At 71.6% G+C, this 14745-nt stretch carries 15 protein-coding genes; 12 read left to right on the top strand and 3 right to left on the bottom strand.

Annotated features, from left to right (window positions below; genetic code table 11):
* Nucleotides 1-192: 192 nt before the first annotated feature.
* From ACWD4P_RS19650 to ACWD4P_RS19610, 9 genes are all read left to right on the top strand, one after another.
* On the top strand, nucleotides 193-1446 hold the full coding sequence (locus tag ACWD4P_RS19650; RefSeq protein ID WP_359819631.1) for an amidohydrolase: 1254 nt from the start codon (nucleotides 193-195) through the stop codon (nucleotides 1444-1446).
* Nucleotides 1447-1704: 258 nt separating this feature from the next.
* Nucleotides 1705-2766, top strand: a complete 1062-nt coding sequence (locus ACWD4P_RS19645; RefSeq protein ID WP_359819628.1) for a BMP family lipoprotein — start codon at nucleotides 1705-1707, stop codon at nucleotides 2764-2766.
* Between the two features lie 352 nt (nucleotides 2767-3118).
* Nucleotides 3119-4609 (top strand): ABC transporter ATP-binding protein, encoded by a 1491-nt coding sequence (locus ACWD4P_RS19640; protein ID WP_449780422.1) that lies wholly within the window; start codon nucleotides 3119-3121, stop codon nucleotides 4607-4609.
* 3 nt (nucleotides 4610-4612) lie between these two features.
* Nucleotides 4613-5773, top strand: a complete 1161-nt coding sequence (locus tag ACWD4P_RS19635) for an ABC transporter permease (RefSeq protein ID WP_449780406.1) — start codon at nucleotides 4613-4615, stop codon at nucleotides 5771-5773.
* Nucleotides 5770-7035 carry an ABC transporter permease gene (locus ACWD4P_RS19630; RefSeq protein WP_449780405.1) on the top strand — a complete coding sequence of 422 codons (1266 nt, stop codon included), beginning with the start codon at nucleotides 5770-5772 and terminating at the stop codon, nucleotides 7033-7035. The genes ACWD4P_RS19635 and ACWD4P_RS19630 overlap by 4 nt, the downstream gene beginning before the upstream one ends.
* Nucleotides 7032-7442: a cytidine deaminase gene (locus ACWD4P_RS19625; RefSeq protein WP_449780404.1), complete on the top strand. Its 411-nt coding sequence runs from the start codon at nucleotides 7032-7034 to the stop codon at nucleotides 7440-7442. The genes ACWD4P_RS19630 and ACWD4P_RS19625 overlap by 4 nt, the downstream gene beginning before the upstream one ends.
* 125 nt (nucleotides 7443-7567) lie before the next feature.
* A complete protein-coding gene (locus ACWD4P_RS19620; RefSeq protein ID WP_449780403.1) occupies nucleotides 7568-8848 on the top strand; it encodes a thymidine phosphorylase in 1281 nt (426 codons plus the stop codon).
* 46 nt (nucleotides 8849-8894) lie between these two features.
* Nucleotides 8895-9263, top strand: a complete 369-nt coding sequence (locus ACWD4P_RS19615; protein ID WP_449780402.1) for a type II toxin-antitoxin system RelE/ParE family toxin — start codon at nucleotides 8895-8897, stop codon at nucleotides 9261-9263.
* Nucleotides 9264-9274: 11 nt separating this feature from the next.
* Nucleotides 9275-9613, top strand: a complete 339-nt coding sequence (locus tag ACWD4P_RS19610; RefSeq protein ID WP_449780401.1) for a helix-turn-helix domain-containing protein — start codon at nucleotides 9275-9277, stop codon at nucleotides 9611-9613.
* A gap of 125 nt (nucleotides 9614-9738) precedes the next feature.
* On the opposite strand, the gene ACWD4P_RS19605 is transcribed toward ACWD4P_RS19610, so the two are convergent.
* From ACWD4P_RS19605 to ACWD4P_RS19595, 3 genes are read right to left on the bottom strand one after another with little or no spacing between them, the layout of a single operon-like run.
* Complete coding sequence (locus ACWD4P_RS19605) at nucleotides 9739-10032, bottom strand: hypothetical protein (RefSeq protein ID WP_449780400.1); 294 nt, start codon at nucleotides 10030-10032, stop codon at nucleotides 9739-9741.
* Complete coding sequence (locus tag ACWD4P_RS19600; protein WP_449780399.1) at nucleotides 10019-10372, bottom strand: AbrB/MazE/SpoVT family DNA-binding domain-containing protein; 354 nt, start codon at nucleotides 10370-10372, stop codon at nucleotides 10019-10021. The genes ACWD4P_RS19605 and ACWD4P_RS19600 overlap by 14 nt, the downstream gene beginning before the upstream one ends.
* 9 nt (nucleotides 10373-10381) lie before the next feature.
* A complete protein-coding gene (locus ACWD4P_RS19595; RefSeq protein ID WP_449780398.1) occupies nucleotides 10382-11683 on the bottom strand; it encodes an MFS transporter in 1302 nt (433 codons plus the stop codon).
* Nucleotides 11684-11775: 92 nt separating this feature from the next.
* Between ACWD4P_RS19595 and ACWD4P_RS19590 the strand changes: the two genes are divergently transcribed.
* From ACWD4P_RS19590 to ACWD4P_RS19580, 3 genes are all read left to right on the top strand, one after another.
* Nucleotides 11776-12744, top strand: a complete 969-nt coding sequence (locus ACWD4P_RS19590) for a LysR family transcriptional regulator (RefSeq protein ID WP_449780397.1) — start codon at nucleotides 11776-11778, stop codon at nucleotides 12742-12744.
* A 130-nt stretch (nucleotides 12745-12874) separates the two neighbouring features.
* On the top strand, nucleotides 12875-14032 hold the full coding sequence (locus ACWD4P_RS19585) for an adenosine deaminase (RefSeq protein ID WP_359819604.1): 1158 nt from the start codon (nucleotides 12875-12877) through the stop codon (nucleotides 14030-14032).
* A 239-nt stretch (nucleotides 14033-14271) separates the two neighbouring features.
* Nucleotides 14272-14643 carry an ATP-binding protein gene (locus tag ACWD4P_RS19580; protein ID WP_359819601.1) on the top strand — a complete coding sequence of 124 codons (372 nt, stop codon included), beginning with the start codon at nucleotides 14272-14274 and terminating at the stop codon, nucleotides 14641-14643.
* Nucleotides 14644-14745 lie beyond the last annotated feature (102 nt).

The raw sequence follows: 14745 nt of genomic DNA, 5'->3' as shown, positions 1-14745 counted from the left end.
ACCCGCAGGTGCCGACCCGGGGATCGGTGCCCGTGACCGCCGGCCGGGGGGATCGTTGCACAGGGCACGCAACCCGGGGAAGGCGGCTGAAACAAGATGTCATACCCACGTGTCCGGCCGGTATGCGCCCATCCGGGGACAAGTTTTCCGGAAGTCGGGCCAAATCCCCCCAACAGGCCTACGATTGGCGAGATGAACCGTCCTGAGCCCGCTCAGCCGGGCACCACTCTCGCCCCCGCACGTCCAGCCGCCGATCTGCGCGACCGGGTGCGGGCGTTGGAGCCCGAGCTGATCGCCTTCCGCCGTGATCTGCACCGGCACCCGGAGCTGGGCCGCCAGGAGTTCCGCACCACCGGGCTGCTGCGCGACCGGCTGGTCGCCGCCGGCCTCGAACCCCGGGTGCTGCCCGGCGGAACCGGCCTGCTCGTCGACATCGTCCCGCCCGGCACCACCCCGGGCACGGAGCTCCTGGCCTTCCGCGCCGACATCGACGCGCTGCCGATCGACGACGCCAAGACCGACGTTCCGTACCGCTCCACCGTCCCCGGCCGGGCCCACGCCTGCGGCCACGACGTGCACACCTCGGTGGTGCTGGGCACCGGCCTGGTGCTGGCCGAGGCCGCCCGGACGGGTGAGCTGCGCCGCCCCGTCCGGCTGGTGTTCCAGCCCGCCGAGGAGGTCATGCCGGGCGGCGCGCTGGACGTGATCAAGGCCGGCGGGATGGCGGGCGTCGGGCGGATCTTCGCGGTGCACTGCGACCCGAAGGTGGAGGTCGGCCGGATCGCCCTGCGGGTCGGGGCGATCACCTCGGCCTGCGACCGCCTGGTGCTCCACCTGGACGGCCCCGGCGGGCACACCGCCCGTCCGCACCTGACCACCGACCTGGTCACCGCGGTCGCCCGGGCGGCCGCCGACCTCCCGGGCGCGCTGGCCCGCCGGATGGACCCGCGCTGGGGCGTCAGCCTGGTCTGGGGGCGGATCGCCTCCGGCTCCGCGCCCAACGTCATCCCGCAGCACGCCGAACTGGAGGGCACCGTCCGCTGCCTGGAGCTGGACGGCTGGCGCGAGGCGCCGGACCTGCTGCACGAGCTGATCGCCAAGCTCGCCGAGACGTACCGGGCCAAGTGGACGCTGGACTACCACCGCGGGGTGCCGCCGGTGGTCAACGAGGCGGTCTCGGTCGCCCTGCTGGACGAGGCGATGAACGCCCGGTTCGCCGGGGACGGCGCCGTGGTGGTGGAGGGCACCGAGCAGAGCCTGGGCGGCGAGGACTTCTCCTGGTACCTGGAGCACGCCCCGGGCGCACTGGCCCGGCTGGGCGTCCGCGCCCCCGGCGACGCCACTGTCCGGGACCTGCACCAGGGCCGGTTCGACGTGGACGAACGGGCGATCGGAATCGGCGTGGAGCTGTTCTCGACGCTGGCCCTGGAGCCGGACGGCAGCTGACGGCGGATCCGGGGGGCGGCGCGGTCGGCGCGAGTGCCGAAACGGCCGGATCCGGGGCTCGGGAACGGTTCCGTAAACTGGGCCGAAACCGACCCCCGGATCACCGTCCGCGCATGGGATAGAGCCTCAGGAAGAACATCAGACCACGGTTTGATAACAACCCGAACGCTCTGGCACCCCGTAACACAACCGTGTTCTACGCGCGTTACGGTGGCGTCCGACCACGCCAAACGGTTGCGTGTAGAAGGAGATATCCCCTTGCGCCGTTCAATGAAGCTCGCCGCGGTTGTGCTCTCGGGTTCCCTGGGCATGGCCTCGCTCGCCGCTTGCGGCGCAAAGAGCACCGACAACTCCTCCTCCGCCGGCTCGGGCGACGGTTCGCTCAAGGTCGGCATGGCCTACGACATCGGCGGCCGCGGCGACCAGTCGTTCAACGACTCCGCCGCCCGTGGCCTCGACAAGGCCAAGTCCGAGCTGGGCGTCTCCGTGACCGAGGCCGAGGCCAAGCAGGGCGAGGCCGAGGCCGACAAGGAGACCCGCCTCAAGAACCTGATCGACGCGGGCTACAAGACGATCGTCGCGGTCGGCTTCGTGTACCAGCCGGCGGTCAACAAGATCGCCAAGGACAACCCGAACGTCAAGTTCGCGATCATCGACTCGAACGACAAGGACCAGCCGTCCAACGTCACCTCGCTGCTCTTCGCCGAGCAGGAGGGTTCGTACCTGGCCGGTGTCGCCGCCGCGAACAAGTCGAAGGCCAAGCACGTCGGCTTCATCGGCGGTGTCGAGTCCGAGCTGATCAAGAAGTTCGAGGCCGGCTACAAGGCGGGTGTGAAGTCCGTCGACCCGAACATCACGGTCGAGACCACCTACCTGTCCACCCCGCCGGACTTCACCGGCTTCGCCGCGCCCGACAAGGGCAAGGAGTCCGCGCAGGGCCAGCTCGACAAGGGCGCGGACGTCATCTACACCGCCGCCGGCTCCTCCGGCAACGGCGCCATCGAGGCCGTCGCCAACAAGGCGGGTGCCCTGGCCATCGGTGTCGACTCCGACCAGGCCAGCCAGCCGGCCCTGGCGAAGTACAAGAACAGCATCCTGACCTCGATGGTCAAGAACGTCGACACCGCGGTGTTCTCGTACATCCAGTCGGTCAAGCAGGGCCAGAACCCGACCGGCATCAAGCTGTTCGACCTGAAGGCCGACGGCGTCTCGCTCGCCACCACCGGCGGCAAGATCGACGACATCCAGGACAAGCTGAAGGCCGCCGCCGACGCGATCAAGTCCGGCGCCACCACGATCCCGACCGCGCCGGGCCAGTAAGGACCGCGCGTCCGCGGACGCCGCAGCGCCTGCCGCCTGCCCGGCAGCGCGACGCAACACGACACAGTTCACGGGAGGGGCCCGGCAGGGTGCGCTCAACGCGTACCCCCGGGCCCCGTTCCGTCCCCTCACGTAGCCCCCTTGGCCCTCCGTGCGCGACGACGCGCCTCCAGACCACCAGGAGATCGCCATCACCGCATCCGACCCCGTCCCCCCGCGCGAGGACGGCATCCCCAGCGCGGGGACGGCGACACCGGCCGTCGAGCTGCGCGGCATCACCAAGCGCTTCCCGGGTGTCGTGGCCAACCACGACATCAACCTCACCGTCCGCACCGGCACCGTGCACGCCCTGATGGGTGAGAACGGCGCCGGCAAGTCGACGCTGATGAAGATCCTCTACGGCATGCAGAAGCCGGACGAGGGCACCATCGCGATCAACGGCGAGCTGTGCGAGTTCAACACCCCCGGTGACGCCATCTCCCGCGGCGTCGGCATGGTGCACCAGCACTTCATGCTCGCCGACAACCTCACGGTGTGGGAGAACGTCGTCCTCGGCGGCGAGAAGCTCCACGGCATCGGGGCCAGGGCGAAGGCGAAGATCAAGGAGATCTCCGACCAGTACGGCCTGGGCGTGCGCCCGGACGCCCTGGTCGAGGACCTCGGCGTCGCCGACCGCCAGCGCGTCGAGATCCTCAAGGTGCTGTACCGCGGCGCCAAGATCCTGATCCTCGACGAGCCCACCGCCGTGCTCGTCCCGCAGGAGGTCGACGCGCTGTTCGACAACCTGCGGGAGCTGAAGGCCGAGGGCGTCACCGTCATCTTCATCTCGCACAAGCTGCACGAGGTGCTCGCGGTGGCCGACGCGATCAGCGTCATCCGGCGCGGTACCACGGTCGGCGACGCCGACCCGAAGGCCGTCACCGCCCGCCAGCTCGCCGAGCTGATGGTCGGCGCCGAGCTGCCCTCCCCGGAGAGCCGCGAGTCGACCGTCACCGACACCGTGATGCTCGACGTCGAGGGCCTGCGGATCGCCAAGACCGACGCCGAGGGCATCGAGCGCGTCGTCCTGGACGACATCTCGCTGCGCATCCACAAGGGTGAGATCCTCGGCATCGCCGGTGTCGAGGGCAACGGCCAGGCCGAGCTGGTCGAGGCCGTCATGGGCATGCTGCCGCTGAACGCCGGAGTCGTCACCCTGGACGGCACGGACCTCTCCGGCAGCCAGACCCGGGCCCGCCGCGAGGCCGGCATCGGGTACATCCCCGAGGACCGCCACAAGCACGGCCTGCTGCTGGACGCCCCGCTCTGGGAGAACCGCATCCTCGGCCACGTCACCGAGGCGCCCAACTCCAAGGGCGTGCTGCTGGACCCGGCCGCCGCCCGGGCGGACACCTGGCGGATCGTCGAGCAGTACGACGTCCGCACCCCCGGCATCGAGGTCACCTCCTCCTCGCTCTCCGGCGGCAACCAGCAGAAGCTGATCATCGGCCGCGAGATGAGCCACCAGCCCAAGCTGCTGATCGCCGCCCACCCCACCCGCGGTGTGGACGTCGGCGCGCAGGCGCAGATCTGGGAGCACATCCGGGTCGCCCAGCGGGCCGGCCTGGCCGTCCTGCTGATCTCCGCGGACCTGGACGAGCTGATCGGCCTGTCCGACACCATCCGGGTCATCTACCGCGGCCGCCTGGTCGCCGACGCCGACCCGGCCACCGTCACCGCCGAGGACCTCGGCACCGCGATGACCGGTGCCGCCAGCGGCCACCTGGAGTCCGAGCCGGAGGCCGTCGCCGAGGCCGGGCACCAGCCCACCGACACCGCCGACGACCCGCAGGCGGGGGAGTAACCCATGACCAGTCCCAACCCCGCCGCCGCGAAGCCCGGCCTGGCCCAGCGGTTCAGCGGTGAGCGGATCGTGCTCGCACTGGCCGCGCCGGTGCTCGCGGTGCTGCTCTCCATCGCGATCTGCTCCGTCCTGCTGGCGACCTCGGGCAAGAACCCGTTCGACGCCTGGAACGTGATGATCACGTACGCCGGCAAGTCGGACGGCCAGGTGGGCATCCTCAACCGGTCCACCACCTACTACCTGGCCGCCGCGGCCGCCGCGTTCGGGTTCCGGATGAACCTGTTCAACATCGGCGTCGAGGGCCAGTACAAGGTCGCGGCGCTGTTCGCGGCCTTCGTCGGCGCCAAGCTGGACCTGCCGTCCTTCGTCCAGATCCCGCTGCTGCTGATCACCGCCATGCTGGTCGGCGGTCTGTACGCGAGCGTCGCCGGTCTGCTGAAGGTCTACCGCGGGGTCAGCGAGGTCATCTCGACCATCATGCTGAACTCGATCGCGACCGCGATCATCGGCCTGCTGCTCGTCCCCGGCGTCTTCGCGCCGAAGACCAGCGGCACCACCAACTCCATCCAGACCGAGCGGATCTCGCAGTCCAGCCACTTCTTCTCGATCGAGACGGCCGGCGGAACGCTCTGGGGCTTCATCTTCGTCGCCGCCCTGGTCGGTGTGGTCTTCCAGTTCGTGCTGACCCGCACCCGCTTCGGCTTCGACCTGCGCGCCACCGGGCGCTCGGAGTCCGCGGCCACCGCCTCCGGCGTGAACGTCAAGCGCATGGTGGTCATCTCGATGGTGGTCTCCGGTGCCATCGCCGGTCTGATCGGCCTGCCGGAGCTCCTGCAGAACTCGTACTACTTCGGCCAGAGCTTCCAGCCCGGTCTGGGCTTCCTGGGCATCTCGATCGCCCTGCTCGGCCGGAACAGCCCGATCGGCATCGCCTTCGCGGCGCTGCTGTTCGCCTTCCTGGACGTCACCGGCTCGGTGCTGCCGCTCCAGGGCGGCTTCCCCTTCGAGATCGTCGACGTCATGAAGGGCACCATCGTCATCTGCGTCGTCGTCGCCTACGAGCTGGTGCGCCGCTACGGCCTGAAGCGCCAGCAGCAGAAGGTCGGCGCCCAGCTCGCCGCCCAGGCCGCCGCGAACAGCGAGAAGAAGGAGGTCTCCGCATGAGCACGGCGACCGCTGCGCGTCCGAAGGCTCCGGGCGCACCCGCGAAGAAGCGCAAGCTGTCCTGGCCGGTCGTCCTGCTGCTGATCGCGGGCGCCCTGGTGCTGTTCTCCGCCGTGGGCATGGCCACCGGCAACCACTCGCTGACCTCCTCCGGGCAGGTCACCGCCGCGCTCGGCGCCGCCGTGCCGATCGGCATGGCCGGTCTGGGCGGTCTCTGGTCCGAGCGGGCCGGTGTGGTCAACATCGGCCTCGAAGGCATGATGGTCGCCGGCACCTTCTGCGGTGCCTGGGCGGGCTACCTGGTCAACCCGTGGGTCGGCCTGCTGGCCGGCATGCTGGGCGGGGCGCTCGGCGGCCTGCTGCACGCGGTCGTCACCGTCACCTTCGGCGTCGACCACATCGTCTCCGGCGTCGGCATCAACCTGCTGATCCCGGGCATCTGCGCGTACGTCAACCGGATCTACTACAAGGACTACGTCTCGGCCGGTGCCGGCCAGAACCAGTCCCCGCCGGCGGACCCGCTGCCGTACATCACCGTCCCGGGCCTGTCCTCCGGCCTGAAGAGCATCGAGGGCCACCACTGGTTCTTCGTCTCGGACCTCGCGGGCGTGCTCGGCGGCCTGGTCACCAACATCTCGGTGGTCGTGCTGCTGGCCGGTGCGCTGATCGTGGTCAGCTACTTCGCGCTCTGGCGCACGGTGTTCGGCCTGCGGCTGCGCTCCTGCGGCGAGAACCCGACCGCCGCCGAGTCGCTGGGCGTCAACGTCTACAAGTACAAGTACCTCGCGGTCATCGCCTCCGGCGCCTTCGCCGGCCTCGGCGGGGCGTACCTCTCGCTGGTCGCGGCGCACTTCTACAAGGACGGCCAGACCCTCGGCCGCGGCTTCATCGGCCTCGCCGCGATGATCTTCGGGAACTGGATGCCCGGCGGCCTCGCCATGGGCGCCGGCCTGTTCGGCTTCACCGACAGCCTCCAGCTGCGCGACCCGGAGTCGGTGCACGTGCTGATCCTGATCGTGGGCATCGCGATGATCCTGCTCGCGCTCTGGCACCTGTACCGCCGCAAGTACACCGCGACGGTGGTGTCCTTCGTGGTGGCCGGCGGCCTGATCGCCTGGTACTCGCTCACCGACGCGGTGCAGCGCCCGCTGATCGTCGCCACGCCGTACGTGATCACCCTGGTGGTGCTCGCGCTGGCCTCGCAGCGGCTGCGGATGCCCAAGGCGGACGGCCAGATCTACCGCAAGGGCCAGGGCAAGTGACGGCCGCGGCCTCCGCGGCGTCGTCCGCGATCGACTGGGAGCTGCTGCGCACGGCGGCGCGCGAGGCCATGGGCCGCGCGTACGCGCCGTACAGCAGGTTCCCGGTCGGCGCGGCCGCGCTGGTGGACGACGGCCGGGTGGTCACCGGCTGCAACGTCGAGAACGCCTCGTACGGGCTGGGGCTGTGCGCCGAGTGCGGGCTGGTGTCCGCGCTGCACTCCACCGGCGGCGGCCGGCTGGTCGCCTTCACCTGCGTGGACGGCGCCGGCGAACTGCTGATGCCGTGCGGACGCTGCCGCCAACTGCTGTACGAGCACGGCGGACCGGAGCTGCTCGTCGAGCTGGCCTCGGGCGTGAAGCCGATGAGCGAGGTCCTGCCCGACGCCTTCGGGCCGGAGCGGCTCTAGCTTCCGCAACTCCGCCTGGAAGGCTCTGGCCTCCCTTTCTGTTACGCGCGTAGAGTGTCGCGAGTGGGCCGGAACCCGGTCATCTCGCGACACTCTTCGCTTTTGAAACCCCTCTTGGAGCACGCATGGACGCCATCTCCGTCATCAGGACCAAGCGCGACCGCGAAGAGCTGAGCGACGCTCAGATCGACTGGGTCATCGACGCCTACACCCGAGGCGAGGTCGCCGACGAGCAGATGTCCGCGCTGGCCATGGCGATCCTGCTGAACGGGATGCGGCCGCGCGAGATCAGCCGCTGGACCGACGCCATGATCCGCTCCGGCGTCCGGATGGACTTCTCCTCGCTGCCGCTGCCCACCAGCGACAAGCACTCCACCGGCGGCGTCGGCGACAAGATCACCCTGCCGCTCGCCCCGCTGGTCGCCGCCTGCGGCGCCGCCGTCCCGCAGCTGTCCGGCCGCGGCCTCGGCCACACCGGCGGCACCCTCGACAAGCTGGAGTCCATCCCCGGTTGGCGCGCCCTGCTCTCCAACGAGGAGATGATGGACGTGCTGCGCTCCGTCGGCGCGGTGATCTGCGCGGCGGGCGACGGCCTCGCCCCGGCCGACAAGAAGCTGTACGCGCTGCGCGACGTCACCGGCACCGTCGAGGCCATCCCGCTGATCGCCTCCTCGATCATGTCGAAGAAGATCGCCGAGGGCACCGGCGCACTGGTCCTCGACGTCAAGGTCGGCTCCGGGGCGTTCATGAAGAACCTGGACGACGCCCGCGAACTCGCCCGCACCATGGTCGGCCTGGGCACCACCGCCGGGGTCAACACCGTCGCCCTGCTCACCGACATGTCCACCCCGCTCGGCCTCACCGCGGGCAACGCGCTGGAGGTCCGGGAGTCCCTGGAGGTCCTCGCGGGCGGCGGCCCGGCCGACGTCGTGGAGCTCACCCTCGCGCTCGCCCGCGAGATGCTCGCCGCGGCCGGCGTCCGGGGCAAGGACCCGGCGGACGCGCTGCGCGACGGCTCCGCCATGGACCACTGGCGCCGCATGATCTCCGCCCAGGGCGGCGACGTCGACGCCCCGCTCCCGGTCGCCCGCGAGCAGCACGTCATCCCGGCGCCCGCCTCCGGCGTGCTCACCACGCTGGACGCCTACGCGATCGGCGTCTGCGCCTGGCGCCTCGGCGCCGGCCGCGCCCGCAAGGAGGACCCGGTCCAGGCCGGCGCCGGCGTCGAGATGCACGCCAAGCCCGGCGACACCGTGGTGGCCGGCCGGCCCCTGCTGACCCTGCACACCGACACCCCGGAGCGCTTCGACTACGCCGTCGAGGCCCTGGCCGGCGGCATCGAGGTCGCCCCGGCGGGCACGGCCTTCACCCCGAACCCGATCGTCCTCGACCGCATCGCACGGTAGTCATGCGACTACTCCCTGTGCGGCAGTGTGCTCTACGCTGCCGCACATGGGAGTTGACCGCTACACGGTCGAGATCGAACCCGAGGTCCGCGACTGGCTCACCGCGCTTCCGGCGCGGCACTATGCCGTGGTCGAGGACCGTGTCGATCACCTGGCCGAGCACCCGACCACACTCGACGAGCCGCGTGCGCGGCATCTGGACGGACCCCTGCGGGAGCTCCGCTTTCGCCTGGACGGCGCGGCCACGAGAATCACCTACTGGCTCGCACCTGGTCGGCGGATCATTCTGTTGACGGTATTCACCAAAGCGCGGATGCGGGAGACTGCTGAGGTCACCCGGGCGTTGTGGGCTCAGAAGACCTGCGAGTCGGAGCATCCCCCGGCGCACGAAGAGTTCAGCCGGATCGTGAGGTAAGGAGAGCACTGGTGAACCACTCGCAGTGGAAGACCCGGCGCACACGCGAACTGCTGGGTGAGCAGGTACCGGACAGTGCCGAGATGGCCGCGTACCGGCTGGAGATCCGATACTCCCAGGCATTCGGGCAGGCTCTCTACGACCGCCGCAAGGCCCTCGGTCTGTCACACGCCGAGGTCGCTCGTCGTGCGGGGATGACGGTGGACGAGATCGAGTGCATCGAGGAGGCCGGCACGGTGCCCACGCTCCCGTTGCTGCAGCGGCTGGCCGGAGCGCTGGAGGCGGAGCTCGACATCCACGTCACGCCCGACACCCAGGCCGCTGTCCGCTTCCAGGCGCCGGCCGCCTGAGACGGTGACGAAGGGGCCCGTACCCGCTCGGCGGGTGCGGGCCCCTTCGTGTGCTCAGGCCCGGACGGCGGGGGTCTCGCGGGCCGCCGTGTGGGCCCGGCGGGCGGCTCGACGTTTCTCACCGCTCAGGGGCGGCCGAAGATGTCATGGGTGCCGATCCGGCGCCAGACGATGTGGGGCTCGCCGTCCTGGAGCGGGGTTCCGTAGCTGAAGGTCGCCCGGCCGTCCGGGGCCCAGGTCATCTCCCAGATGTCCGGGAGGCCCTGCATCTTCTTCACCCGCAGGCCGTGGCGGAAGCCCTGGCCGGCTCGGAGGTCGGCGACGAACTGGGCCACCGCGACCAGGAACGCGGTCTTCTGGGCGGCGGTCAGGCCCTTCCAGTCGCGCAGGAAGTGGGCCAGTGACTCATACGTCGGCACGGCGCTTGATCTCCCCCAGGTCGAGGCCGGCCTCGTCGGCGAGCGACTGCAGGAAGGCGTCCCCGTCCTCGAACACCTCGCCCCGCTCGCCCGCGGCGATCGCCTCGTCGACCTCCTGCTCCTTCTCCTGCCAGGCGCCGCTCCAGAACCACGCCTGGTCGTCCGGGACGACGGAGGCGGGGGTCAGGACGATGCGGCCGTCCTCCACCGCGACCACCAGTTGGTCGCCCTCCTGGAGGTCCAGCTGCTCTCTTATCTCCTGGGGAATGGTGACCACGCCCTTCTTCCGCACGGGCGTGGACACCAGGTGGGGGCGACGGCGGCGCTTGAGGTCTGCCATGGGGAAAGTCTACCTGGCGGAAAGTCCGCCCAGCCGACTCGAACGCCGGCCGGCCAGGTGGGCCCGGCGGGTGGCGTAGAGGGTGACGGCGGCGGCGAGGGCCATGGCGGCGAGGCCGACGGTGGCGGCGCCGGGCCAGCCGGTGGAGTGGTAGGCGTCGGCTCCGAGGGTGCCGCCGAGGCTGTTGCCGAGGTAGTAGGCGATCAGGTACAGGGCGGAGGCCTGGGCGCGGCCCTCGCTGGCGGTGCGGCCGACCGAGGAGGAGGCGGTCGCGTGGCCGGCGAAGAAGCCGGCGGTGATCAGGACCAGGCCGAGCAGGGCGCAGACCAGGGAGTCGGCGAGGGAGAGCAGCAGGCCGGCGGTGGTCACGCCGATGGAGACGTAGAGGGCGCCGCGCCGGCCGAGTCGGCCGGAGAGCCGTCCGGCGGCGGCGGAGGTGCCGGTGCCGACCAGGTAGACCACGAAGATCGAGGCGGCGATCGACTCGGGGAGGTGGAACGGCGCGGCGATCAGCCGGTAGCCGACGGTGTTGTAGACCGCGCCGAACACCGCCATGAACAGCAGGCCGAGCGCGTACAGCCGCACCAGCAGGGGGTTGCGCAGGTGCCGTCCGACGGTCCGGGCGAGCGCGCGGGCGTCCACCGGGGCGGGGGTGAAGTGCCGGGCGGCGGGGATCAGCAGCCGGAAGGCGAGGGTGGCGAGCAGGGCGAGGACGGCGGAGGCGGCGAGGCCCCAACGCCAGCCGAGTCCGGCGGCGGTCCAGCCGGAGAGCAGCCGGCCGCCCATTCCGCCGATGCTGTTGCCGGCCACGTACAGGCCCATCGCGGAGGGCAGGGCGCTGGGGTGGACCTCCTCGGCGAGGTAGGCCATGGCGGTGGCGGGGAGCCCGGCCAGCACGGCGCCCTGGAGGACCCGCAGGGTGACGAGGGTGGTGAGGTCCGGCGCGAAGGGCAATGCGAGGGCGAAGGCGGAGGCGGCGAGGGTGGAGGCCGTCATCACCGCGGTGCGGCCGTACCTGTCGGAGAGCGCGCTGGCCGGGAGCAGTCCGAGGGCGAGGCCGAGGGTGGCGGCGGAGGCCGTCCAGCTGGCCTGGCCGGGGGTGAGGTCGAGGTCGGCCGAGAGGATCGGCAGCAGGCCCTGGGTGGAGTAGAGCAGGACGAAGGTCGCGACCCCGGCGGCGAACAGGGCGAGGTTGGCGCGGCGGAAGGCGCGCTGGCCGGGGCGGTGGCGGTCGTCCGCGGTGGTGCGGGGGGTGGCGGGGGCGGCGGCATCCGGGGTGGTCACGGATGCCCCGGTATCGGAGGGCTGCATGGCGTCGACGGTAGGCCCGCCGCCTTTGATGCGTCCAATGCATGAACAGTGGATGATCGATGCACTGGCGTATGAGTCGAGGTGGTGCGGGGATGTCCGGTCCGGAGGCGGTGGACGGTGGCGAGCAGCGGTACCGGGCGGCCGAGTTGGGGCCGCAGGAGCCGGCCGTGCTGCTGGCGCCCCGGCTCGCGCAGTTCGCGGCGGTGGCGCGGCTGGAGCACGTGACCCAGGCGGCGGCGCTGCTCGGGGTGCCGCAGCCGACGCTGTCGCGTGCGGTGGCCCGGCTGGAGGAGGAGCTGGGGGTGGACCTGCTGGCCCGTCAGGGCCGCACCGTCCGGCTGACCCGGGCGGGCCGGCTGCTGCTGGCCTCGGTGGAGCGGGCGCTGGCCGAGGTGGAGCGCGGTGCGGCGGCGGCCCGGGCCGAGGCGGACCCGGAGGTGGGCCTGGTGGCCTTCGGTTTCCTGCACACGATGGGGCCGGACACGGTGCCGGCGCTGCTGCGGGGCTTTCGCGCGGAGCACCCGCGGGTGCGGTTCCAGCTGGTGCAGGACTACGGCGCGGCGATGCTGGAGCGGTTGCGGGCGGGGGAGTTGGACCTGTGCCTGGTCGCGCCGCTGCCGGACGATGCGGCGTTCGTCGCCCGTCCGCTGGACGAGCAGCGGCTGCACCTGGTCGTCCCGGGGGACCACCGGCTGGCGGGGCGGCGGCGGATCCGGCTGGCGGAGGTGGCGGAGGATCCGTTCGTCGGCCTGGAGCAGGGGTACGGGCTGCGCGCGATCACGGAGGGGTTCTGCGCGCAGGCCGGGTTCGTCCCCCGGCTGGCGTTCGAGGGGGAGGAGGCGGAGACGCTGCGCGGGCTGGTGGCGGCCGGGCTGGGGGTGGCGCTGCTGCCGCCGGCCCTGGTGCCGAGGCCGGGGGTGGTGGAGCTGGAGGTGACGGCGCCGCGCACCCGGCGGGCGATCGGGCTGGCCTGGGCGGCGGGGCGGCCGCTGACCCCGCCGGCGCGGGCCTTCCGGGACTTCGTGCTGTCCCGGCGGGGGCGGTTGGTGCAGCACGACTGACGGCTTCGCGGCGGCCGGTCGGCGCTTTGGCGGATCGTATGGACCGGTCGGTGGAATTCCGGGTGGAGTTTGGACCATCCGGTGTTGTCCGCGGTGGTGGGTCTACGCGCGTAGGGGCTATATTTCCGCAATGGAACAGCAGATCCCCGTCACCACCGCGGGCACGGGCCCGCGCATCCCCACCGCCGACCAGATCCGCCGCGCGCCGAAGGTCCTCCTGCACGACCACCTGGACGGCGGGCTGCGCCCCGAGACCGTGGTCGAGCTGGCCGCCGCCTGCGGCTACCAGGGCCTGCCCACCACCGACGCCAAGGAGCTCGGCGAGTGGTTCCGCGAGGCCGCCGACTCCGGCTCGCTGGTCCGCTACCTGGAGACCTTCGCGCACACCTGCGCCGTGATGCAGACCCGTGACGCGCTGATCAAGGTCGCCGCGGACTGCGCCGAGGACCTGGCCGCCGACGGCGTGGTGTACGCCGAGGTCCGCTACGCCCCCGAGCAGCACCTGGAGGCCGGGCTGAGCCTGGACGAGGTCGTCGAGGCCGTCCAGGAGGGCTTCCGGCTCGGCGAGGCCAACGCCCGCGAGGCCGGCCACCGGATCCGCGTCGGCACCCTGCTGACCGCGATGCGGCACGCCGCCCGGTCCACCGAGATCGCCGAGCTGGCCAACCGCTACCGGGACCGCGGCGTGGTCGGCTTCGACATCGCCGGCGCCGAGGCCGGCTTCCCGCCCACCCGCCACCAGGCCGCCTTCGACTACCTCAAGGGCGAGAACAACCACTTCACCATCCACGCGGGCGAGGCCTTCGGCCTGCCGTCGATCTGGGAGGCCCTGCAGTGCTGCGGCGCCGACCGGCTCGGCCACGGCGTGCGGATCGTCGACGACATCACGGTGGGCGAGGACGGCACGGTCGAGCTCGGCCGGCTGGCCGCGTACGTGCGCGACAAGCGCGTCCCGCTGGAGATGTGCCCGACCTCCAACATCCAGACCGGCGCCGCCTCCTCGTACGCCGAGCACCCGATCGGCCTGCTCAGCCGGCTGAAGTTCCGGGTCACCGTGAACACCGACAACCGGCTGATGAGCGGCACCAGCATGAGCCGGGAGTTCGGCCACGTGGTGGACGCCTTCGGCTACACCCTGGGTGACCTGGAGTGGTTCACGGTGAACGCGATGAAGTCGGCGTTCCTGCCCTTCGACGAGCGGCTGGCGATGATCAATGACGTGATCAAGCCGGGCTACGCCGAGCTGAAGGCGGAGTGGCTGTTCAGCGGGGCCGCCGGCGCGAACTGAGCCGCCGGGGCGGCGCGGCCGCTCCTTCCGGTCCTTCCGGTCGGATGAACACCGCTCTCCTGCAGGAGAGTTGGCGTTCATCCGACTACTCACTCGGGTGAGTGAACGCCCTTTGGTCCCCGCGCGACCGGCTCACTACGGTGTGCCCGTCATTGCCGACACGTCGCGGCGGCGGTCGCCCGTCCGCCGGTCCCGTGCGTGAAACTCGGCCACCGACGAGGACCCAAAGGGGACCAACCATGAAGCAGGCTCTCAAGGCCGCCGGCACCGCCGCGCTCGGCATCGCCATCGCGGCGGTCGGCGCCGGTACCGCCTCCGCGGTCGACGGCCAGGCGGCCGGCGGCCTCGGGCTGCCCACCGGCGCGTTGACCAACCCGGCCGTGACCGGTGCGGTCACCGACACCGCCGCCAAGCTGCCCGCGACCGGCAAGGTGACCGAGACGCTGGGCACCCTCGCCCCGACCGTCGGCCAGGCCGTCCCGGCCGGCGACACCCCGCTGGCCGGCGTCACCCAGCAGCGCGGTGCCCTCCCGACCGTCCCCGGCCTGGACAAGACCCCGATCGGCGGGCTGACCAGCACCCTCCCGGCGCTCCCCGGTCTGACCGGCTGATCCACGCTCCACGCACGGCGACGGGCCGTCCACCCCGGGACTTCCGGGGTGGACGCGCTGTCGTGAGTTTTCTCCTCTGATCGGAAGGGACAATTTGTGGTA

It is taken from the genome of Kitasatospora sp. NPDC002543 (genome assembly GCF_053594915.1).
Note: the sequence above shows the minus strand (reverse complement) of the source record. Positions and strands in the feature narration are given on the sequence as shown.